At 62.4% G+C, this 20299-nt stretch carries 20 protein-coding genes and 1 other RNA gene; 8 read left to right on the plus strand and 13 right to left on the minus strand.

Annotation, left to right across the window (positions count from 1 at the left end; all coding sequences use genetic code 11):
• Positions 1-67 precede the first annotated feature (67 nt).
• From NCG91_RS17695 to groES, 4 genes are all read right to left on the minus strand, one after another.
• Positions 68-625 (minus strand): GNAT family N-acetyltransferase, encoded by a 558-nt coding sequence (locus tag NCG91_RS17695; protein WP_251350638.1) that lies wholly within the window; start codon positions 623-625, stop codon positions 68-70.
• A gap of 93 nt (positions 626-718) precedes the next feature.
• On the minus strand, positions 719-1195 hold the full coding sequence (locus NCG91_RS17700) for a hypothetical protein (RefSeq protein ID WP_251350640.1): 477 nt from the start codon (positions 1193-1195) through the stop codon (positions 719-721).
• Positions 1196-1442: 247 nt separating this feature from the next.
• The gene (gene groL, locus NCG91_RS17705) at positions 1443-3092 is read right to left on the minus strand and encodes a chaperonin GroEL (RefSeq protein WP_034786546.1); all 1650 of its coding nucleotides are present in this window, start codon (positions 3090-3092) and stop codon (positions 1443-1445) included.
• 50 nt (positions 3093-3142) lie between these two features.
• Positions 3143-3433 (minus strand): co-chaperone GroES, encoded by a 291-nt coding sequence (gene groES / locus NCG91_RS17710; RefSeq protein ID WP_010400979.1) that lies wholly within the window; start codon positions 3431-3433, stop codon positions 3143-3145.
• A 524-nt stretch (positions 3434-3957) separates the two neighbouring features.
• Between groES and NCG91_RS17715 the strand changes: the two genes are divergently transcribed.
• The 5 genes from NCG91_RS17715 (at position 3958) to NCG91_RS17735 (ending at position 6210) form a co-directional block, all read left to right on the plus strand.
• Positions 3958-4704: a hypothetical protein gene (locus NCG91_RS17715; RefSeq protein ID WP_251350642.1), complete on the plus strand. Its 747-nt coding sequence runs from the start codon at positions 3958-3960 to the stop codon at positions 4702-4704.
• A gap of 129 nt (positions 4705-4833) precedes the next feature.
• Complete coding sequence (locus NCG91_RS17720; RefSeq protein ID WP_306558416.1) at positions 4834-5124, plus strand: DUF904 domain-containing protein; 291 nt, start codon at positions 4834-4836, stop codon at positions 5122-5124.
• The gene (locus NCG91_RS17725; protein ID WP_034747344.1) at positions 5124-5435 is read left to right on the plus strand and encodes a cell division protein ZapA; all 312 of its coding nucleotides are present in this window, start codon (positions 5124-5126) and stop codon (positions 5433-5435) included. Before NCG91_RS17720 ends, NCG91_RS17725 begins: the two co-directional genes overlap by 1 nt.
• A 54-nt stretch (positions 5436-5489) precedes the next feature.
• Positions 5490-5667: non-coding RNA, 6S RNA (gene ssrS, locus NCG91_RS17730), on the plus strand.
• A 78-nt stretch (positions 5668-5745) separates the two neighbouring features.
• Positions 5746-6210: an EVE domain-containing protein gene (locus tag NCG91_RS17735; RefSeq protein ID WP_251350644.1), complete on the plus strand. Its 465-nt coding sequence runs from the start codon at positions 5746-5748 to the stop codon at positions 6208-6210.
• Between the two features lies 1 nt (position 6211).
• Here NCG91_RS17735 and NCG91_RS17740 read toward each other — a convergent pair whose 3' ends face one another.
• From NCG91_RS17740 to NCG91_RS17750, 3 genes are all read right to left on the minus strand, one after another.
• Positions 6212-7735: a GGDEF domain-containing protein gene (locus tag NCG91_RS17740; protein ID WP_251350646.1), complete on the minus strand. Its 1524-nt coding sequence runs from the start codon at positions 7733-7735 to the stop codon at positions 6212-6214.
• A 155-nt stretch (positions 7736-7890) separates the two neighbouring features.
• Positions 7891-8721 carry a prolipoprotein diacylglyceryl transferase gene (gene lgt / locus NCG91_RS17745; RefSeq protein ID WP_077408057.1) on the minus strand — a complete coding sequence of 277 codons (831 nt, stop codon included), beginning with the start codon at positions 8719-8721 and terminating at the stop codon, positions 7891-7893.
• 79 nt (positions 8722-8800) lie between these two features.
• Positions 8801-9712, minus strand: a complete 912-nt coding sequence (locus NCG91_RS17750; protein ID WP_251350648.1) for a LysR family transcriptional regulator — start codon at positions 9710-9712, stop codon at positions 8801-8803.
• A 174-nt stretch (positions 9713-9886) separates the two neighbouring features.
• Here NCG91_RS17750 and ilvD point away from each other — a divergent pair, with 174 nt between their 5' ends.
• Both ilvD and NCG91_RS17760 read left to right on the plus strand, forming a co-directional pair.
• The gene (gene ilvD, locus NCG91_RS17755; RefSeq protein ID WP_251350650.1) at positions 9887-11752 is read left to right on the plus strand and encodes a dihydroxy-acid dehydratase; all 1866 of its coding nucleotides are present in this window, start codon (positions 9887-9889) and stop codon (positions 11750-11752) included.
• Positions 11753-12097: 345 nt separating this feature from the next.
• Complete coding sequence (locus NCG91_RS17760; RefSeq protein ID WP_099666767.1) at positions 12098-12409, plus strand: c-type cytochrome; 312 nt, start codon at positions 12098-12100, stop codon at positions 12407-12409.
• 21 nt (positions 12410-12430) lie between these two features.
• Here NCG91_RS17760 and NCG91_RS17765 read toward each other — a convergent pair whose 3' ends face one another.
• Entirely contained in the window at positions 12431-13438 is a 1008-nt protein-coding gene (locus tag NCG91_RS17765) for an NAD-dependent epimerase/dehydratase family protein (RefSeq protein WP_251350651.1), read from the minus strand.
• A 91-nt stretch (positions 13439-13529) separates the two neighbouring features.
• On the opposite strand from NCG91_RS17765, the gene NCG91_RS17770 reads away from it, so the two are divergent.
• On the plus strand, positions 13530-14432 hold the full coding sequence (locus NCG91_RS17770; protein WP_251350652.1) for a LysR family transcriptional regulator: 903 nt from the start codon (positions 13530-13532) through the stop codon (positions 14430-14432).
• Positions 14433-14523: 91 nt separating this feature from the next.
• Here the strand turns inward: NCG91_RS17770 and NCG91_RS17775 are convergent, their stop codons facing one another.
• From NCG91_RS17775 to folD, 5 genes are all read right to left on the minus strand, one after another.
• Positions 14524-15666 carry a branched-chain amino acid ABC transporter substrate-binding protein gene (locus NCG91_RS17775; protein ID WP_251350653.1) on the minus strand — a complete coding sequence of 381 codons (1143 nt, stop codon included), beginning with the start codon at positions 15664-15666 and terminating at the stop codon, positions 14524-14526.
• 369 nt (positions 15667-16035) lie between these two features.
• Positions 16036-16404 carry a DUF2486 family protein gene (locus tag NCG91_RS17780; RefSeq protein ID WP_251350654.1) on the minus strand — a complete coding sequence of 123 codons (369 nt, stop codon included), beginning with the start codon at positions 16402-16404 and terminating at the stop codon, positions 16036-16038.
• The gene (locus NCG91_RS17785; protein WP_251350655.1) at positions 16401-16826 is read right to left on the minus strand and encodes a DNA polymerase III subunit chi; all 426 of its coding nucleotides are present in this window, start codon (positions 16824-16826) and stop codon (positions 16401-16403) included. Before NCG91_RS17785 ends, NCG91_RS17780 begins: the two co-directional genes overlap by 4 nt.
• Positions 16827-16833: 7 nt before the next feature.
• The gene (locus NCG91_RS17790) at positions 16834-18918 is read right to left on the minus strand and encodes a M3 family metallopeptidase (RefSeq protein ID WP_435526497.1); all 2085 of its coding nucleotides are present in this window, start codon (positions 18916-18918) and stop codon (positions 16834-16836) included.
• Positions 18919-18997: 79 nt separating this feature from the next.
• Positions 18998-19843, minus strand: a complete 846-nt coding sequence (gene folD / locus NCG91_RS17795) for a bifunctional methylenetetrahydrofolate dehydrogenase/methenyltetrahydrofolate cyclohydrolase FolD (RefSeq protein WP_099666771.1) — start codon at positions 19841-19843, stop codon at positions 18998-19000.
• Positions 19844-20299 lie beyond the last annotated feature (456 nt).

Consider the following 20299-nt stretch of genomic DNA (forward strand, 5'->3'; position numbering starts at 1 on the left):
TTTTTTTTGTAAGCCGCGATGCTAAGGCCTGCCGCGTTTGCTTGCAACAGAAAAAACGGCCTGTCCGCTATTTCGCAGAGATTTGTAAGGTATTGATTTTCATAAAGACATTACTTTCGGCACTTGCACGCGCCGGGCGGGGCAGCCACAGCTGCATTTGCAGCATGCCATCCGATGCGGGACAGTCTTCCAGGGTAAAACCGCAACCGAGGTACAGGGTCAATGCCGCGTGGTTGTCCTGCGCCACGGCCAGGCGCACGCGGCCCAGTTCGGGAATGGCGCAGGCATGGGTGATGGCGGCCTGCACCAGTTGCCGTCCCGCGCCGCGTCCGCGCGCCTGCGGCGCCACGTACACGCCCCACAGGCTGGCCTTGTCATGCACGACGGCAATCGGTTCGCGGCGCAGGCCGGCCAGCGCGATCAATTGTTCCTCGTCGAAAGCGCCAAATATTATTTGGTTGGAAGTGGCGCGCAAGCGCTGGGCTATCTGTGCCAGCGGCAAGCCGCTTTCCGCCGCATGCGTGGTGCAGAAGGCGGCGGGCAGTTCGGCGATGCCGGCCAGGCGCAGCGCGCGGTAGGCGGCAACGTCGTCTGGCGCGAGGGGACGGACAGTGATGGCTGGCATGTGGGCGAGTATCGGGCTTCGATGCCAGAAAGTAAAGCTTGCGCTGCAAGGCAAGCGTCCCTGGCCATCGCGCCCGCAGCCGGCGCAGGGGCGTTACTGCGTGGCGACGCGCTGCATGGGCGCATTGTCCTTGCGCCATTGTTCCAGGCTGATCAGCTCAGCGCTGACGATGTCGTCGACGAGGATGCGCTTGCCGTCGGGCGAAACGACGAAACTCTCCCACCGGTGCGCCGCATCGGGCGTGCTTTCGAAAAAGCTCAGCTGATAACAGGCGACGCCATCGACGAGGCGCGTCTCGGGCGACGTTTCCATCACGGCGCCATGGGCGCGGCCGCCCGATGCCTTTTCGATATGCGCTGACCAGGCCTTGATTTCCGGCAAAGCCATCAAGGCATCGATGGCGCGCGCGTTCTGCTCCGGCGCCGCCGTCTGGCTGCTCGCGGCGGGGGCATTGTCTGCCTGCGGCGCGGATTGCTGGTGCAGGTAGAACGCGCCGAGCCCGGCGGCCAGCAAGCCGGCCAGGATGCCGGCGATGATGGTGGTTTTGGAAGAGGAGGCGCGTGGCGGCATGATGGTGAGCGTGAGAAAGAGGGACGATGGCGGCCATGCTAAAGCAAAACGCGCAGGCCGGCAATCGCCGGGCTTGCCATACGGGTTTGCGAAACGGGTTTGCCAAATCGCCAGGCGAAAAAAAGCCACCTTCCGTAGAAGGTGGCTTTCGGGGCCGCCGGGAGGCGCTGGCAGCTTTTGGTCTGCCAGCCCTGTCCCTGCGTATGCGGCCAGTCGCGCCGTCGCCTGCGCGACTGGCCGCCGGACATTACATCATGCCGTCCATGCCGCCCATGCCGCCCATACCACCCATGCCGCCGCCCATGCCGCCGCCTGCTTTGTCGTCAGCGATTTCGCAGACCATGCAGTCGGTCGTCAGCATCAGCGAAGCGATCGAAGCGGCGTTTTGCAGCGCCGAACGGGTCACTTTGGCTGGGTCCAGGACGCCCATTTCAACCATGTCGCCATACGTGCCGTTGGCAGCGTTGTAGCCGTAGTTGCCCGAGCCAGCCAGTACGGCTGCCACGACGACCGAAGCTTCTTCGCCAGCGTTTTGCACGATCATGCGCAGTGGCTCTTCCATTGCGCGCAGGACGATCTTGATACCAGCGTCTTGATCAGGATTGTCGCCCTTGACCGTGATGTTGGCGCGTGCGCGCAGCAGGGCTACGCCGCCGCCTGGCACGATGCCTTCTTCCACGGCAGCGCGGGTTGCGTGCAGTGCATCTTCAACGCGGGCTTTTTTCTCTTTCATTTCGACTTCGGTGGCTGCGCCAACCTTGATCACGGCAACGCCGCCAGCCAGTTTGGCGACGCGCTCTTGCAGTTTTTCACGGTCGTAGTCCGAGGTCGCTTCTTCGATCTGTACGCGTACTTGTTTCACGCGTGCTTCGATCGAGGCAGCTTCGCCGGCGCCATCGATAACGATGGTGTTTTCCTTGCCCACTTCGATGCGTTTCGCTTGGCCCAGTTCGGCCAGGGTCACTTTTTCCAGGGTCAGGCCGACTTCTTCAGCGATCACTTGGCCGCCGGTCAGGACAGCGATGTCTTCCAGCATGGCCTTGCGGCGGTCGCCGAAGCCAGGGGCTTTCACTGCGCAAGTTTTCAGGATGCCGCGGATGTTGTTCACAACCAGGGTCGCCAGCGCTTCGCCTTCGATGTCTTCCGCGATGATCAGCAGTGGACGGCCAGCTTTTGCGACTTGTTCCAGTACCGGCAGCAGGTCACGGATGTTCGAGATTTTCTTGTCGCACAGCAGGACGAATGGGCTGTCCAGTACGGCAACTTGTTTCTCTGGGTTGTTGATGAAGTATGGCGACAGGTAGCCGCGGTCGAACTGCATGCCTTCAACGATGTCCAGCTCGTCGTTCAGCGACTTGCCGTCTTCTACGGTGATGACGCCTTCTTTGCCGACTTTTTCCATCGCTTCAGCGATACGCTCGCCGATCGAGTAGTCCGAGTTGGCCGAGATCGCGCCAACTTGGGCGATTTCCTTGGTCGTGGTGCAAGGACGGGCGATTTTCGCCAGTTCTTCGACGGTGGCTGCAACAGCCTTGTCGATACCGCGCTTCAGGTCCATCGGGTTCATGCCGGCGGCAACGAACTTCATGCCTTCGCGCACGATGGCTTGTGCCAGCACGGTCGCGGTGGTGGTGCCGTCGCCGGCGTTGTCGCTGGTGCGGGAAGCAACTTCCTTGACCATTTGCGCGCCCATGTTCATGAGCTTGTCTTTGAGTTCAACTTCTTTCGCTACCGATACACCATCCTTGGTGACGGTAGGGGCGCCGAACGAGCGCTCCAGGACCACGTTGCGGCCTTTCGGGCCCAGCGTTACTTTGACTGCGTTGGCGAGGATGTTGACGCCTTCGACCATCTTGGCGCGCGCTGCGTCGCCGAATACTACTTCTTTAGCTGCCATGTTCAATTCTCCTGAGTTTCGGGATGTATCTGTCTACAACGTGGAAACAATTACTTGACGACGATCGCCATGATGTCTTCTTCGCGCATGACCAGCAGCTCATCGCCGTCAACTTTGACGGTTTGGCCGGCGTACTTGCCGAACAGGACGCGGTCGCCCACTTTGACATCCAGAGGACGGACTTTGCCGTCGTCGAGAATCTTGCCATTGCCTACGGCAAGGACTTCGCCTTGATCCGGTTTTTCAGCAGCTGCATCAGGAATGATGAGGCCGGACGCAGTTTTGGTTTCCTGGTCGAGGCGTTTGACGATGACGCGATCGTTCAATGGGCGCAGATTCATACAAAACTCCTTAAAGTTCAATGGATAGGTGTTGCTAAATGAATACATGCCTGGCGCAGCGCCAGGCCTGCTTTCAGTGACCGCCGTTGAAAGCAGCCCGCAACGGTCAAGCAAACCCCATGTCATCGAGTGCGTGCCGGCGCTGGGCAGTGGTGGCATCGCGGCGTCGCCCGCCGCGTAGCGTTCCCTGCTGTTGTCCGGCATGCACCATCATGTCCTGAGGATTGCTACGAAAGAGTTTGTTAGCACTCTCTACTAACGAGTGCTAATTATAGGGACGGTAGGGGGCTTATTCAAGGGGAACATATAGATAGATGCTGAGCAGAGCCTGCATCTACACAGGGTTTGCGCCAGCACAAGCCTCGTTCCCGGGCGTCAGCAACAGGCGCGACTCTAGCATGTCGTTCGGAGAGGGGGTGTTCCTGTACGCACAGGAAACAGAGTTTGACTATGAAATTTGATAAGATGATTGCAATTGCATATCAATATCGCCACATATCACCGCTCGCGCCAGAAAGAACACCATGCCATTCCCGCTTTCCCGTCCCGCCCTGCGCCTGCTGGGCGTCACCGTCATCGGCTTCGCCTGCCTGGGCAATGCCGCCGCGCAAACGCCCACCATCGTCGATGAAATCACCGTGGCGGCCCTGACCCCGCTGGAAAAGAACATGCTGCTCAATGACTTGTTCAACGACTTGAACAAGGATGACGACGACCAGGAAGCCCATGTGTGGGACAACGGCGGCGACCGCGGCGTGCTGGTGAAAGTCACGTATAACTTCAGCAACTCCGGCATGACGGAACACAGCCTGAAGGCGCACGTCTGCCGCGACCTGAAATTCGTCGTCACGGCGGCTGGCAAGTCGCAGGACCTGAGCCGCCGCACCTGTTCGCAGAACAGCGGCAACTGGGATGTGCAGGGCAAGGATCCGGCGCCCGTCGTGTATCCGCCATTCCTGTCCGACGTGACCATCGCCAAGCTGAATGCGAAGGAACAGAAAGCCTTGCTGACGGCTGCCGTGCGCACCTTGAAGGATGAAGAGGATGGCAAGACGCGCCAGTGGAGCAACAAGGGCCTGGGCAATGCGGTGCCGCTGGCAGTGCGCCTGACGCCCTCGGGAACGGACGCCAAACCTGGCAGCTACCGCAGTACTTGCCGCGACTTGACGATGGTGCTTGACGGCAAGAGTGGACAACAGACGCTGACGCGCCGCTCTTGCGAAAACCGCTATGGCGGACTTGATATCGAACCCGATTACGTCGACGAGTAAAACGCTGCCATCGCGGCGCTGGCGGATGCGTGCAGATGGCGAAAAGCGCCGGAAAAAGCGTGTATTGTCCGCCAACTGCCCTGCATTGATGTAAATATGTGTGACAGCGGCGTGATTCGATTGACGCCCATGGAGCGTCCGCCCTATAGTGGCGGGATGATTTCCGAATTCAACGAATTATCCGACAAAATAGGCCTGCTGGCCGAAATGACCCATGCGCTGCGCCGTGAAAACGCGCAATTGCGCAAGGACAATGCCGCGCTGGCCGCCGACAACGCCCTGTACGTGCAACGCATGCGCGAGGCGCAGGAGCGGGTGGAAGCGTTGCTGGAAAAAATTCCCGAACTGGTGCAAGCTGGCCTGGAGCAAGCCGCTTCGGAAGCGGGCGCCTACATTGCCGAGAACGAGAAGGAAGCGTAATGCCGCGTGTCGATGTCAATATCATGGGCCAGTCCTACAGCATGGTGTGCCGCGACGGCGAAGAGCGCGCGCTGCGCGAAGCGGCGATCTATCTCGATAGCAAAATGAAAGCCATCCGCGACGCGGGCAAGGTCAAGGGCAACGACCGCATCGCCGTGCTGGCCGCCCTGGGCGTGGCCGCGGAATTCCTGTCCGTGAAGTCGCCGCAAGGTCCGCTGTCGGAATTGACGATACTGGAAGTGAAGCAGAAAATCTCGGCCATGCACACGGTATTGGATAGTGCTCTGACGCCCCAGGAAAACCTTTTTTAAGCGCGTACGCGACGATTTGTCTTTGCGATGCGCGATCAAAGGAGTAAACTTGGGTCTACCCTGCGGTGTTCGCGATTGCCATATATTCCTTGAACCATTTATGCGCATCGGTTGCGAATTTTGTTTGATGGGAGTGAGCGTCGCTCGTTCGACGAACCCGAAATTGAACTAACGTGACCACCTTGAACCGTTTGGTTCGGGATGCCGGCATAGCGGCACAGGCGGGGCCCAATTTGCAGTACCAAGAAAACGGTTGCAGCATCATGCTCAGCCGTTTTTTTACGCCTGTTGCTTTTGATAGGGAGTGAACATGAAACAATACTGGCTGATGAAATCCGAACCCGATGAAGTGAGCATCGACGACCTGATGGCCGCGCCGCAGAACACCATGCCGTGGTTTGGCGTGCGCAACTACCAGGCGCGCAACTTCATGCGCGATGGCATGCAGCCGGGCGATGGCGTGCTGTTCTACCATTCCAGCTGTCCGCAGCCGGGCGTGGCGGGCGTGGCCGAAGTGGCCAGCGGCGCGTATCCCGATCACAGCCAGTTTGAAGCGGGCGGCAAATATTTCGATGCCAAGGCGACGCCGGAACAGCCGCGCTGGATCAGCGTCGACGTGCGCGGCCTGAAGAAGACGGCGCTGCTGCCCCTGTCCGAGATGCGCCAGATGCCGGAGCTGGAAGATATGCTGCTGCTGAAGAAGGGCAGCCGGCTGTCGATCACGCCCGTGACGCCGGCGCAATGGAAAGTCATTACCGGCAAGTTGAAGGCCTAGTTTAGGCCTGGACTTCGACCCGGTTGCGGCCATTTTGCTTGGCCCGGTACAGGGCCTGGTCGGCGGCGGCCAGCAATGCTTCCGGCGTTTGTCCTGCGTCACTCAAGGCCAGGCCGATGCTGGCCGTGACCAGGCCGCCGCGCGACGGCGCGTGGGCGATGGCGGCCGCGGCGATCGCTTCCTGCATCTTGTGCGCCACCGCCAGGGCGCCCGCGCCATCGGTGGCGGGCAGGATGGCGGCAAACTCTTCGCCGCCGAAGCGGGCCGCCAGGTCGCTGGCGCGCGGCAGCGCGGAATGCAGGGCCGCCGCGATCCGCACCAGGCAGGCGTCGCCATACGGGTGGCCGAAGGTATCGTTGAGGCTTTTGAAGAAATCGATATCGATGATCAGCAGAGCCAGCGCTTGCTGGTTGCGCGCGGCCCGCTGCCACTCCAGCTGCAAGGTCTGGTCGAAGCAGCGCCGGTTGGCGATGCCCGTCAAGCCATCCGTCAGCGACAGCTTTTCCAGCTTGTCATGCGCCGCGCGCAAGGCCAGTTCGCTTTGCATGTAGCGGCTTTGCAGGGTGGCCGAGCGCAGCGCGTGGACCGTCAGCGCGACAAACAGGGCGCTGGCCGCCAGGTAGAAATGCTCCCGCAGCACGACGAATCCCAGTCCCAGCAGGGCTGCCGTGAAGAAGATGGGACTGAAGTTGTCAATCAGCAAGGTTAACGGCCGCGGCGGCCGCGCTTCTTCCTCGCCCGGCTGCACGCGCATGGCCAGCACCGCCAGCAGCAGGAAAGGCATGCTGGGCAGTATCTCGCTGGGACCGGATTCGGCCAGCGCGTGCAGGGTCAGGTAATTATAGGCGCCCGCGCAGGCGGCGTAACACCACAGGAACACGCTGAGCAGCAGGTAGAAACGCCCTTGTGCGCCATCGCGGCGGTGCGCCAGCAGGCGCAGCGAGGCGCAGCAGGCCAGGACGAGGTTTTCCACGTTGTACGTCGTCACCAGCAGGCTGGCGGGTATCGGCGCGATCGAGCGCTGGTCGAAGGGCGAGACGGAAAAGATGGCCGTGTAGGTCAGGTAGGCCGCCAGCAGCACTTGCACGGCGTCCAGCCATTGCAGGGTGCGCGAAGGGTGGCGGTCGCTGACCGAGGAAATGGCCAGCAGCAAGGGCGCGCCATACATGAAATAGGCAAAATCGGAGAAATACGTCGTGTCGGAAGCCACATGGCCGCTCAGGTCTTGCCAGGCGGAAAGGGCCATGCCCACGCTCCAGAAAAGCATGGCGGCCGCAAACAGGCCCCAGCCCGTGCGCACGACGCCGGGGGCGCTCAGGCTGGCGTTGCGGCAGCAGGCGGCCAGCGCCAGCAGTGGCGCCGTCACGCCGAACAGGTAGCTCACGGCGGGGCCGCGCGTCCCGGCCCAGGCCGTCAAGGCCAGCTGCGCCAGCACGTAGCCGCCCGCCAGCGCCAGCCAGAATGTCGTGGTCTTCCTCGCATACTGCATGGATGGGACTCCCCGCTCGAATTGCCAACACAGCATGATTGCATGCCCTGCTCTTGCTGCAGGGTAAAACGATCATTGCGCTATCGCAAGCGAAGATTCATTCCGCAAGGAAATTGTGCTGCTTTGAGGGAAAGGTTGCCGGGGGAGGGGGATGGCGCGCCTGCCTGGCGCGCCATCGGGGGAACAGCGGTTTACGTGTTTGCGGGGCGGGCCTTGGTGGGCGGCGTGCCCATCACCTGGCTTTTATACGCCCATACCAGCAGCGCGATGGCGCCGACGATCATCGGCAAGGACAGCATCTGGCCCGAGGTGATCGGCACGCCCAGCCACACGACTTCCCAGTCCGGCGTGCGGAAGTATTCCGTGAAGAAGCGCGCGCAGCCGTACAGCAGGGTGAACATGGCGCCGACGGCCATGCGCGGACGCTGCTTGCGCGCATACAGCCACAGGATGATGAACACCAGGATGCCGTCGACCAGCATCTGGTAGATCGGCGACGGGTGCACGGGATACGGGATGCCCGGCCATTGCATGGCCCATGGCAGGGTGTCCGGGGCGATGCGGCCCGGCAGTTCGGCATTGATGAAGTTGCCCAGGCGGCCGGCCGCGTAGCCGAGCGGCACCAGCGGCGCGATGAAGTCGAGCACGTCGAACAGGTTGCGGCCCGCCTTGCGGCTCCACAGGTACATGGCCAGGATGACGCCGAGGAAGCCGCCGTGGAAGGACATGCCGCCATGCCACACCATGAAGATCTCGAGCGGATTGTGCAGGAAGTATTCGGGGCGGTAGAACAGCACTTCGCCCAGGCGACCGCCGATCACCACGCCCAGCATGCCGTAGAACAGCATGTCGTCGAGGTCTTCCTTCTTCCAGCCCAGCACGGCGATATGCGGCTGCTTGATGCGCACGCGGCCCAGGATAATGAACAGGGCGAAGGCCAGCACATACATCAGGCCGTACCAGTGCACGGCGAGCGGGCCGATCTGGATGGCTATCGGGTCGGGCATCGGGTGTATCAGCATGGGGTTTCTTTCTTTGTTTAAAGCTAAGGTTGCGTAGTATGGGGGCGCTTGCGGTTTTTTGCCTTAGCGGCCACTTAATTTAACTGGCAGTACCGCCGATCTGCTTGCGCAGCAGCGCCAGGAAACCTTGCAGCACGGCGGACGGGTTGTCGCGGCGCCAGGCCAGGCCCGTCTCCACCAGCGGCGTGGCGTCCTGCAGCGGCCTGTATTCTACGCCCGGGCGCATCAGATTCGATACCGATTGTGGCACAAGCGCGATGCCCATGCCAGCCGAGACGAGGCTGACGATGGTTTGCATCTGGATCGCTTCCTGGCCGATCTGCGGCGTGATGCCGGCCGCGCGGAACACGCCGAGGATGGCGTCGTGCAGGGCGGGCGAGATCGCGCGCGGGAAAATGATCAGGGGCAGGGGCGGCACGTCGCGCAGGCGCACGGGTCCCGGCGTGTTCAAGATGTCGAGGCCGGACGGCGCGGCCAGCACCAGCGGTTCGGCCAGCACGGGCAGGTAATCGAGTTCCCCCTTCGCCTTCTCGGGCAGGGGCGGGATCAGCAAGCCCGCGTCCGTGCGCCCGGCCAGCAATTCGTCCAGCTGCAGGTCGGACGTGGCTTCCTGCAGCGCGATCTGTACTTGCGGATAGGCCGTCTGATACGCGCGCAGCAGCGGCGGCAGCACGCTGTAGTCGGCCGAGGAAACAAAAGCCAGGCTCAGGCGGCCCGCCTCGCCCTGCGCGGCCCGCCGCACCAGCGCGGGCAAGTCTTGCGCCTGGGCCAGCAGCCGGCGCGCCTCGGGCAGCAGGGCGTTGCCGGCCGGCGTCAGCTGCACCTCGCGGCGCGTGCGCACGAACAGGGGGGCACCCAGCAATTCTTCCAGGGCCATGATGGTTTGCGACAGGGGCGGCTGCGTCATGTGCAGGCGCGCGGCGGCGCGGCCGAAGTGCAATTCCTCGGCCACCGTGACGAAATAGCGAAGTTGTCGTAATTCAAGATTCATATGCATTTCCATGCTGATCGGATGCTGTGATACATAAAACGACTCACAGACACGTGCATCATATATTTGACAGTGGGACGCGCGCAAGGCAATCTGACGTACCCCCACTGCATGCAGGGTTTTGTTGAAAATCCGGGCAGTCAGGCATCATTCATTTCTCGGAAGGTCCCCATCATGCCGCAATACCGCTCCCGCACCACCACCCACGGCCGCAACATGGCTGGCGCCCGCGCCCTGTGGCGCGCCACCGGCATGAAGGATGGCGACTTCGACAAGCCGATCATCGCCGTCGTCAACTCGTTCACCCAGTTCGTGCCCGGCCACGTGCACCTGAAAGACCTGGGGCAGATGGTGGCGCGCGAGATCGAAGCGGCCGGCGGCGTGGCCAAGGAATTCAACACCATCGCCGTCGATGACGGCATCGCCATGGGCCACGGTGGCATGCTGTATTCGCTGCCGTCGCGCGACCTGATCGCCGACTCCGTCGAATACATGGTCAACGCCCACTGCGCCGACGCCATGGTCTGCATCTCGAACTGCGACAAGATCACGCCGGGCATGCTGATGGCCGCCATGCGCATCAATATCCCCGTCGTGTTTATTTCCGGCGGGCCGATGGAAGCGGGCAAGGTCGTCAAGGTGGTCAACGGTGCGCAGAAGATCATCAAGCTGGACCTGGTCGACGCCATGATCAAGGCGGGCGACAGCACGGTGTCCGACGCCGACGTGGCGGAAATCGAACGCTCGGCCTGTCCGACCTGCGGTTCCTGCTCCGGCATGTTTACGGCCAACTCGATGAATTGCCTGACCGAGGCGCTGGGCCTGGCCCTGCCCGGCAACGGCACCATCCTGGCCACGCACTCGGACCGCCAGCAGCTGTTCCTGCGCGCGGGCCGCCTGATCGTCGAACTGGCCAAGCGCCACTACGAGCAGGACGATTACAGCGTGCTGCCACGCTCGATCGCCACCAAGGCAGCGTTTGAAAACGCCATGGCGCTCGACGTCTCCATGGGCGGCTCGACGAATACCGTGCTGCACCTGCTGGCCGCCGCGCACGAGGCGGAAGTGGCATTCACGATGGCCGATATCGACCGCATCTCGCGCAAGGTGCCGTGCCTGTGCAAGGTGGCGCCGATGACGGATAAATACCATATCGAGGACGTGCACCGCGCCGGCGGCATCGTGGGCATCCTGGGCGAACTGGCGCGCGCCGGCCTGCTCAACACGACTCTGCCGACCATCCACGCGCCCACCCTGGCCGACGCCATCGCGCAAAACGACATCATGTGCACGGACAATCCGGCCGTACATGAACTGTTCCGCGCAGCGCCAGGCGGCGTGCCGACGCAGACGGCGTTCTCGCAGTCGGAGCGCTTCGCTGCCGTCGATACGGACCGCAGCACGGGCTGCATCCGCGACAAGGCGCACGCCTACTCGCAGGATGGCGGCCTGGCCGTCTTGTACGGCAACCTGGCCGAAAAGGGCTGCATCGTCAAGACGGCGGGCGTCGATGAAAGCATTTTGAAATTCTCGGGCAAGGCGCGCGTGTTCGAAAGCCAGGACGCGGCCGTCGCAGCCATCCTGGAAGACACCGTGCATGAAGGCGACGTCGTCATCATCCGCTACGAAGGCCCGAAAGGCGGCCCCGGCATGCAGGAAATGCTGTACCCGACGTCGTACATCAAGTCCAAGGGCCTGGGCAAGGCGTGCGCGCTGTTCACGGACGGGCGCTTCTCAGGCGGCTCCTCGGGCCTGGTGATCGGCCACGCCTCGCCGGAAGCGGCCGAAGGCGGCGCCATCGGCCTGGTGGAAGAGGGCGACTTCATCGACATCGACATCCCCGAGCGCACCATCAACCTGCGCGTGACGGATGCCGAACTGGCTGCGCGCCGCGCCGCCATGGAAGCGAAGGGCGATGCGGCCTGGCTGCCCGTCAACCGCGACCGCTATGTGTCGCAGGCGCTGCAGGCGTATGCGGCGCTGACGACGTCGGCCGATCGGGGCGCCGTGCGCGACCTCTCCCAACTGAAGAAGCGCTGACCACACCAGGCAAAACCTACTGCGCGTCGCGATTTGCGGCCTGCGATGCTCACTGTGCACCCGCACAGCTGCGCTTCTCAGCCACAACTCGCTGCCGCTCGCTACGGTTTTGCCAGGTGTTGAATACTGTTGCGCAGGTAAGACAGCCGGCCCCGATCTGCTGCGCGGGGCCGGCTGTCGTTACATCGCCTTACAAACAACATGGTCATGGGCGCGCAGATGGGGCAGAATATGACTGCCTCCCGTCTACATTGCGTTACTACATTGAAACGCTTGATCTGGGCTCGTGGTGCATCTGCGGAAACACAGTAAAATGCCGCAGGAAGTAACTTTGGAGAAAAGACAATGAAACGTTTTATGTTGGTGAGTGTATTGACCGTATCGGCTCTGGCATCGCAAGCAGCGTTGGCCAATCCGGACCTGGCGAAAGCAAAAAACTGCATGGCGTGCCACGCGGTGAGCACGAAACTGGTGGGCCCTGCGTTCAAGGACGTGGCAGCCAAGTACGCTGGCCAGAAAGACGCGGAAGCCAAGCTCGTGGCGAAAGTCATGAAGGGCGGTTCCGGCACCTGGGGCGCGATCCCGATGCCAGCGAACCCGCAAGTGAGCGATGCTGAAGCCCACACCCTGGTCAAATGGGTACTGGCACAGAAATAATCTGTGCCGCAGTACCTGCAGTCAGCGCGCCGGCAATCCCGGCGCATTTTTTTTGCCTGCCGCCTTCAGATTGCCCATGCCCTCCAGTGTCGCCCGCACCGCCTCGTCGAGCGGCGTATGCGCTTCCTGGCCCAGCACGGCCAGCAGCCGCGCATTGTCCATGGACAGGGGCGTTTGCCACAGATAGCGCATCTCGCGCATTTCGCGCAGGGTCGCCACGAACGGTGACGCCAGCGCCACCAGCCACCACGGAAAACGCCGGATGACAGGTGGCGCGCCGGTCGCCTGTTCCACCGCGCGGGCAATCGCGCCCGTCATTTGCCGGCCGTCGTGGTCCCAGTGGCCGGCCATGTGAAAGCGCGCAAAGGCGGGCAAGGTAGCGCGCATGGCCAGCAATCGCACCATCGTGCGCGCCACGTCGGGCAGGTAGGACCACTGGTGGCCCACGCCGGGCGCGCCCGGATACAGGATGCTGCGCACGCTCTGGCCCGGTTTCACCAGCCCCTGCGAAAACCAGTTATTGCCGGCGCGGGGGCCGAAGAAGTCGCCCGCGCGCACGATTAGCACCCTGGCGCCCTGGGTGCTGGCCCATTCCAGCCGTGCTTCCAGCGCCACGCGGATGGCGCCCTTGCGCGTGAGCGGGCGCTGCTGCGCGTCTTCTGTCAATACAGGAAAGGCGTCGGGGCCGAAGTTGTACACGGTGCCAGGCAGCACGATGGTGGCGTTTTCGGCAATCGCCGCGGCGATGGTGTTGTCCAGCATGGGCAGCACCAGCCGGCCCCAGTGGCGGTAGCCGGGCGGGTTGACGGCGTGCACGATGACGGCGCAGCCTTTCGCGGCCGCCAGCACGTCCGCGCGCGACAGCGCATCGCCGCGCAGCCATTCGACGTGATCGCCGCGTGGCGACGGCGTCTCGCCCCGCGTCAGGGCGCGTACCCGCCAGCCCGCCGCCAAAAGCTGGCGCACCATCTCGCCGCCGATGCCGCCCGTGGCGCCCAGTACCAATGCCGTGTTTTTCGTGTTGTCCATCCTGACCTCCGTGTGGTTGATGGAGCCAGTATCTGCCGCGCAAGGTTAATTGGGAATTGACGAGCATCGAGCACAGGCTATACATTTATGTATGACCAATTCGATTGCCTGGGAATACTATCGTTCGCTGCTGGCCGTGCTGAAGCACGGCTCCCTGTCCGGCGCGGCCCGCGCGCTGGGCATCACGCAACCCACCGTCGGCCGGCATATCGCCGCGCTGGAACAGGCGCTGGGCGCGACCCTGTTTACGCGCTCCCAGCTGGGCTTGCTTCCTACGGAAGTGGCGCTGGCGTTGCGGCCCCATGCGGAAACCATGGAGCACACGGCCGCCCTGATGGAGCGCGCCGCCAGCAGCCAGGGGCAGGGCGTGGCCGGCGTCGTGCGCATCGCGGCCAGCGAAGTGGTGGGCGTGGAAGTGCTGCCGACTATCCTGGCCCGCCTGCGCGCGCGCCATCCGGGCTTGATCATTGAATTGGTATTGAGCAACAAGGTGCAGGATTTGCTGCGCCGGGAAGCGGACATCGCCGTGCGCATGCTGCGTCCACGCCAGGAGCAGCTGGTGGCGCGCAAGGTGGGCGATATCGAACTGGGCCTGCACGCGCATGCGGATTACCTGGCGCGGCACGGCATGCCGCTGGCACTGGCCGATCTGGCGCGCCATGCCGTCATCGGCTACGACGAAGCGAGCCCCTTCGTACGCAACGCGGGCGCCGCCTTCCAGGGATTTTCGCGGGAAAACTTTGCCTGGCGCAGCGACAGCGACCTGGCGCAACTGGCCCTGATCCGCGCGGGCGCGGGCATCGGCGTGTGCCAGGCGGGGCTGGCGGCGCGCGATCCGGCCCTGCGGCGCGTGTTGCCGCAGGCGTTTGCGCTGCCCATGGAAACGTGGGTCACCATGCATGAAGACTTGCGCGGCAGCCTGCGCTGCCGCGCCACCTTCGACGCGCTGGCCGAAGGATTACTGGCTTATGTGGCCGGACAGCAAGAACCGTAGCGAGCGGATGTGAGTTGTGGCTGAGAAGCGGAGCTGTGCGAATGCACAGTGAGCATCGCAGGCCGCAAATCGCGCCGCGCAGTAGGTTCTATTATTTGACCACTTCCATCTTGGTCTTCTTGCCATCTCGATATGTAAACAAGGTCAGCGCGCCATCCTTGATGTCGCCGTTGGCATCGAACGAGATCGGCCCCGTCACGCCCTGGTAGTGCACCTTGGCCAGGAATGGCAGGTAGACGGACGGTTTCGACGACTTGGCGTCGGCCATGGCGGTGGCCATGGTCATCACGGCATCGTACACGTACGGCGCGTACAGCTGCACTTCCATATTGTACTTTTGCTTGTAGCGGGCGCGGAAGTCGTCCATGCCTTTTTGCTGCGCGCCCGTCACGCCGCCCGCTTCCGCGCAGGTGACCATGTCTTCGCCCACGGCGTCGCCCGCCAGCTTGCCCAGCGGTTCCGTGCACAGGCCGTCACCGCCCATGAACTTGGCCTTGATGCCCAGCGCCTTCATCTGGCGCAGCATGGGGCCGCCCACGGAATCCATGCCGCCAAAGAAGATCAGGTCGGGATTTTTCGACTTGATGCTGGTCAAAATGGCATTGAAATCGGTCGCGTTGGCATTGGTAAATTCCTTGCCGACGATTTGCACGCCTGGCGCCGCCTTCTTGGCGCCTTTGACGAACTGTTCCGCCACGCCCTGGCCGTAGGCCGTGCGGTCATCGATGACCGCGATTTTCTTCGCCTGCAGCTTGCCCACGGCATACGCGCCCAGGGTGCCGCCCAGCTTGTTGTCATTGGCGACGACGCGGAAGGCCGTGTTGAATTTTTGCTGGGTATATGTCGGGTTGGTGGCGGCAGGCGAAATCTGCGGAATGCCCGCATTGAAGTAAATGCGCGAGGCGGGAATCGTCGTGCCCGAATTCAGGTGGCCGACGACGCCGTTGACCTTGGCGTCGACCAGCTTTTGCGCCACGGCGGTGCCCTGTTTGGGATCGGCCGCGTCATCTTCGGGCACCAGCACGAATTTCACGGCTTTGCCGTCGATCTTGAAGCCTTTTGCGTTCAAATCCTCGATGGCCATCTTGGCCGCGTTCTCGTTATCCTTGCCCAGGTGGGAGCTGGCGCCAGAGACCGGGGCGACGTGGCCGATCTTGATGATTTCCTGCGCGCCCGCATGGCCGGCAAAGGCGAGGGCGAGGGCGAGAGGAATGACTTTGGTCTTGAGCAGCATAAACATTCTCCAATGGATAAAGATACGGCGGCGTCTCGTGAAAACCGCTTCGAGGGGCGGTGCATTTGAAGAAGGTACAACAAAAAACAGGCGGCGCAAAGCCGCTTTTGGGGCTTTTTGCATTTTGTCGCAACAATCACCAAAGTGAGGCGCGATGCACCGATTTTGCAGGCGCGAGCGCACCAAAGAATGGCGTTGGGGGAGATACAGGTGTAGAGAAATCAGGCCAAATATGCCTAGTAAACTGACAGCACCTGATAAAACCGTAGCGAGCGGAAGGGAGAGGTGGCTGAGAAGCGCAACCGTACCAGGGTACGGTGAGCATCGCAGGCCGCCTATACCGACGCGCAGTAGGTTTTTGCAGGTGTCTTAGTGCGCGGGAGGGTGCAGGTGACCCAGCTCGTGGCTGACGGCATGCGCCACGATCTGTTCCAGCGATTGCTGCAAGTCTTCGCGCAGGGCGCCGCGCATGCCGATCAGGGCGTTTTGCAGGGCCGTCTGCAGGACGTGGGCAATGCGCTCTTCCAGCAGGTGGTCGATCTTGCCCTGGACTTGATGCAGGATGCGCTGCGTCAGGCGCTGTTCGATGGCGTCCCAGTCGGGTTGCACTATGCTTGGTGGCAACACCTGCGCTTCCTCGACGGCAGGCGCAGCTGGCACGGCAGGGTCCGGCACTTCCGGCCCCAACAGCACTTCCGTCAGCAGGGGGATGCCCTGGTCGAATGGCTGCTGGCTCATGTCTTCCCTGCCACGAAGTGGGTCGGCTGCACGTTTTGCTGGCGGTAATGCAGGAAGCGCTGGCGGCCCGCCTGCGCATCTTGCTCATCCATGGAAACGATCTCGAAGACGCGCTGGAATTGCGCGTAATTAGCGGGCGGCAACTGCGACAGGTTGACGAGGATGTCGTGGTGCGGCAAGTCCGCCGCTGCATCATCGGTCAGGATGATGGGCGTCTGCGCCGCCAGCGGATCGCCGGCCAGCACGTGGGGCAGGAAATCCGTGGCGGAAATGGTCCACATGGCGCTGTTCAAGGCGTCGAGCTGGGCGCCATCTTGCGTCAGGACGACGACCTTGTTGCCGGCCATATACGCCTTGCGCGCCAGGCGGCAGGCGTAGGCCAGCTTGTCCGGCACGTTGCTGTGAAAATCGACGCGGCTCATGGCGGACTCAGGCGGCCATGCCGCTGTGGCGCAGCAGGGCGTCGATCGATGGTTCGCGGCCGCGGAAGGCCGTGAACGATTCCAGCGCGGGGCGCGAGCCGCCGACGGACAGGATTTCCTGCAGGTAACGCTTGCCTGCCGCCGTGGTGGCGGCTGGGCCCAGCACCTTGGCTTCCTCGAACGCCGCATACGCGTCGGCGGACAGCACCTCGGCCCATTTGTAGCTGTAGTAGCCAGCCGCGTAGCCGCCGGCGAAGATGTGCCCAAAGGAATTCTGGAAGCGGTTGAACGGTGGCGGGATGAGCAGCGAAAACTTGGCGCGCACGCCGTCGATCAGTTGCTGCACGCTCTGGCCCGTGCTGGCATCGTAGTCATAGTGCAAATGCATGTCGAGCAAGGAGAATTCCACCTGGCGCAGGGTTTGCAGGCCGGACTGGAAATTCTTGGCCGCCAGCATCTTGTCGTACAGCGCGCGCGGCAGCGGTGCGCCCGTGACGGCATGCGCCGTCATGTGCTCGAGCACTTCCCATTCCCAGCAGAAGTTTTCCATGAATTGCGATGGCAGTTCCACGGCATCCCATTCGACGCCGGCAATGCCCGACACGCCCAGCTCGTCGACCACCGTCAGCATGTGGTGCAGGCCGTGGCCGAATTCGTGGAACAGGGTGATGACTTCATCGTGCGTGAACAGGGCTGGCTGTACCTTGCCGTCGACCACGGCCGGTTCCGTAAAGTTGCAGGTGAGATAAGCGATCGGCGTTTGCACGTGTTGCGCGTCGGCGCGGCGGCCGCGCGCGTCGTCCATCCAGGCGCCGCCGCTCTTGCCCGCGCGCGCATACAGGTCCAGGTAGAACTGGCCGATCAGCTTGCCGTCGCGCTCGATGCGGTAAAAACGCACATCCTTGTGCCAGACGGGCGCCGCATCGAGCTTGATCTCGACGGCGAACAGGTTCTGGATCTGGCGGAACAGGCCGTCGATCACCTTGTGTTCAGGGAAATACTGTTTGACTTCCTGGGCCGAGAACGCGTAGCGGCGTTCCTGCAGCTTTTCGGAAGCGTACGGTACGTCCCATGCTTGCAGTTCGACAATACCCAGCTCTTCCTTCGCGAATTGTTTCAGTTCTAACAAATCTTTCTCGGCGAACGGGCGCGCGCGTTTGGCCAGGTCTTCCAGGAAAGCGATGACTTGCGCGGGCGAAGTGGCCATTTTGGAGACCAGCGACACTTCGGCGAAATTGGCGTAGCCGAGCAGTTTTGCCTCTTCTTCGCGCAATTGCAACAGGGTGACGATGTTGTGCGTATTGTCCCAGTCCGCTTTCTTGCTGAAGACGTCGCCCTGGTCCGATGCCTTGGTGGCATTGGCGCGGTAGATGGTTTCGCGCAGCGCGCGGTTGTCGGCAAATTGCAGGATCGGGTAATAAGAAGGGAAGTGCAGCGAGAATTCGTAGCCTTGCTTGCCTGCCTTGTCGGCGGCGGCGCGCGCGGCGGCCTTCACGTCGTCGGGCAAGCCGGCCAGGTCAAGCTCATTCTCGACCAGCAACTTGTAGTCATTGGTGGCGTCGAGCACGTTTTCGGAAAAGCGCGTCGAGACGGCCGCATGTTCTTCCTGGATGGCGCCGAAGCGCTCTTTCTTGTCTTCGGGCAACTCGGCGCCGCCCAGGCGGAAGTCGCGCACGGCATTGTCGACGATGCGCCGGCGCGCGGGTGACAGGCTGGCGAAATCGGCGCGGGCCTGCAATTGCTTGTATTTGCCGAAGAGGATTTCGTTCTGGCCCAGTTCTGTCCAGAATTCCGTCACCTTGGGCTGGTTCGCATTGTAGGCGGCGCGTAGCTCGGGCGTATCGACCACGCTGTTCAAGTGGTTGACGATGCTCCAGGCGCGGCCCAGGGTTTCGGCGATCTGGTCCTGGGGCGCGACGAAGTTTTCCCAGCTCACTTCTTCCATGGGCGCTTCCAGCTGCACCACCGTGGCGCGCGCCTGGGCCAGCAGGGTATCGATGGCAGGCGTGACATGCTCGTGCGTGATCGCGTCGAAGCGTGGCAGGCCGGAAAAATCAAGCAGGGGGTTGGTGTTCATCGTCGGTTCGTCCATTCTGTCTTCATATATGGAGCGCCTGAAAAATGTTCAAGGCCAGGCAACGCCGCCATGAGCATTGTCTCAGGTGCTCCTCTTAAATGCGCTCGGCGGCTTCGACCGTGTTCATCAGCAACATGGTGATCGTCATCGGACCCACGCCACCCGGTACCGGGGTGATGTGCGACGCCACTTCCTTGATGCCGGCAAAATCCACGTCGCCGCACAGCTTGCCGTCGTCGTCGCGGTTCATGCCCACGTCGATGACGATGGCGCCCGGCTTGACCATGTCGGCCGTCAGGGTGTTGCGGCGGCCGACGGCGGCCACGACCACGTCCGCCTGGCGCGTGTACAGGCCCAGGTCCGGGGTCGCGCTATGGCAGATGGTGACGGTAGCGTTCGCTTGCAAGAGCAGCAGGGCCATCGGCTTGCCGACGGTATTGCTGCGGCCGATGACGACGGCGTGCTTGCCGCGCAAGTCCACGCCCGTGCTTTCGATCAGTTTCATGCAGCCGTACGGCGTGCACGGGCGGAAGCCGGGCAAGCCCGTCATCAGTTCGCCGGCGCTCAGGACGGAATAGCCGTCCACGTCTTTCGTCGTGGCGATCGCTTCGATGACCTTGTGCGGGTTGATGTGCTTGGGCAAGGGCATTTGCACGAGGATGCCGTGGATGGCCGGGTCGGCATTCAGGCTGGCGATGCGTGCCAGCAAGTCCGCTTCGGACAGGTCCGCTTCATATTTTTCCAGCACCGAGTGGAAACCCACGTCGCCGCACGCCTTGACCTTGTTGCGGACATACACCTGGCTGGCCGGGTCTTCGCCGACGAGTATCACGGCCAGGCCGGGCTGGGTGCCCTTGGCCGTGAGGGCGGCGGCGCGCGTGGCGATCTCGCTGCGCAGTTTTTGGGAGAGGGCGATTCCGTCGATCAGTTGTGCTGGCATGGTAGGGAGGCTGAGAGCTGGTAGGAGGGAAAAGACAGATTATAAAGCCGGGCGGCGCAAAGGGGCGGTTTTGGCGCCAATGCCGTGACGTTAAAAAGCGGGCCGGAGACGCGAGCCTGAGAAAATGCCGATGGCGGCGTTGCAGCTCCTTGCCGTACTGGCGTACTGTCTGCGTCGCCGCGCCTTGCCCTCGACATTTTTCAGGCCCGCTTGGCCCGGTATGCCTGTGCTGGCGACTGGGGCTTTAATTCGGTTTGCTGGTGTGCTCGTAGAGCAGGGGCGGCCAGGGCACGCAAGTTTTCCGGTTTCGGCGCTATTTGCTACTCTGATCACCCTAATTTCCGGGCAGAATTTGCGGCAGTGCAGCATAAATTTCATAGGGTGATTCCACAATGCGAAATGCTATATCGTAATTTGAAAAATAGTAAATACGCTGTTAGAATCCCCACACTAAAC

It is taken from the genome of Janthinobacterium kumbetense (assembly GCF_023703445.1).
GTDB lineage: Bacteria > Pseudomonadota > Gammaproteobacteria > Burkholderiales > Burkholderiaceae_D > Janthinobacterium > Janthinobacterium kumbetense.